Annotated in this window: 1 protein-coding gene; it reads right to left on the minus strand. The window is 42.7% G+C overall.

Features of this window, described 5'->3' with window-relative positions; translation table 11 throughout:
* Positions 1-17: 17 nt before the first annotated feature.
* Positions 18-1427: a sulfatase family protein gene (locus WKU26_RS12485; RefSeq protein WP_178266343.1), complete on the minus strand. Its 1410-nt coding sequence runs from the start codon at positions 1425-1427 to the stop codon at positions 18-20.
* Between the last annotated feature and the right edge of the window lie 148 nt (positions 1428-1575).

Raw genomic sequence — 1575 nt, forward strand, 5'->3', positions numbered from 1 at the left:
AAAATTCTGTAAGGTTATTAATCTTCGGCCTTTCCAGCTTCTCTTCTTGCTTTTCCTGGATGTCCGGTCAAGTCGTCTCCCAGTTCTTCTCTCCAGAAATCTGCTTCTTTTTTCAGTTTTTCAACTTCTTCAGGATAGAGGCTGATTACGTTGACTCTTTCGCCCATATCTCTTCGTAAATCATACAGTTCGCAAGTGGTTACCTCACCTTCTCCCAGTGGACCGGGTTTTCCGTCGTTTCCTGGTACTTGATTATCGTAAGATACATATTTATGGGGGAAAACTAATTTATATTTTCCGTCGGTGATACCCTCAAGAGAGTTTTTATGGTAATAGAAACAGAGATATTTACGCCCAGCCCATTGAGGATCGGTAGTCAGTGTAGGAAGCATGCTTACTCCATCTATCTTTTGTTTGGGAAGTTGGGCTTCGGCTACTTCTACCAAAGTGGGGAGAATATCGATGTTGGAATACAGGCTGTTGGATACTGAGGCGGGTTGGATAGTGCCTTTCCAGTAGCAGAGGCAGGGTACGCGTACTCCGCCGTTAAAGGTATTGGCTTTTGCTTCCCGTAGTCCGCCCGATGAACCGGCATGATTTCCATAGTTGGCCCATGGTCCGTTATCGGATGTCAGAATCACAAGAGTATTTTCTTCGATGCCTTCTTCCCGGATGGTTTTTAGAACTTCTCCTATGCTCCAGTCCAGTTCCATCATTACATCACCGTATAGTCCTTGTTTGCTTTTTCCTTTGAATTTATCGGATACAGCCAGTGGCACATGGGGCATGGAATGAGCCAAATAGAGGAAGAAAGGCTTCTGATGAGCATTCCTTTTAATAAAGTCGGTTGCATATTGGGTGTAGTCGGTAGTCAAGCGACTTTGGTCGGTATTGTATCCGATTACATCATTTCCCTTGATGAGTGGTAAATCTGGGAATTTATATTGAGGGTGATTGGGCCACATGTCATTGGAATAGGGAAGGCCATAGTATTCGTCGAATCCATGTTGGAGGGGAAGGAATTTTTTTTCATCGCCAAGATGCCATTTTCCAAAGATGGCAGTAGCATATCCTTTGTCTCGTAGCAGTTCGGCAATGGTTTCTTCTTTTTCATTGATTCCATAGGGGGAATGGGGATTCAAAGCATAAGCGAAACCAATACGATTGGGATAGCATCCGGTCATAAGGCCTGCTCGGGAGGCTCCGCTGATGGGTTGTACGGCATAAAAGTTGTTTAGTACCATTCCTTCGGCTGCCATGCGGTCTATGTTAGGTGTTTGATATCCGAGTGCTCCTCGGAAGGAGAAGTCGCCGTTACCAACATCGTCTAGATTGATGAGGATGATATTGGTGGGTTGTTTTGCAGAAAGAGTATTGGGCATTAATGATAGCCCTGTCATGCTTAATAAAATTAGTTTATTTTTCATTGTAGGGTATATAATAAGGTTCGTTTTATGTATATAACAACTTTGGGATATGTTCTACTCAATGATCATTGTATGAAGAGGGGAAATTACAGATAAATGGGGATTTTTCAAAATCGGTTTGATTTTTTCTTATGTGTTCTGTTTATTT

The sequence above is a fragment of the Phocaeicola sp. HCN-40430 genome, assembly GCF_037890285.1.
Classification (GTDB): Bacteria; Bacteroidota; Bacteroidia; order Bacteroidales; family Bacteroidaceae; genus Phocaeicola; species Phocaeicola acetigenes.

Coding starts and splice junctions, on each gene's coding strand:
- WKU26_RS12485 (WP_178266343.1), bottom strand. CDS start 1,427: ATGAAAAATAAACTAATTTTATTAAGCATGACAGGGCTATCATTAATG.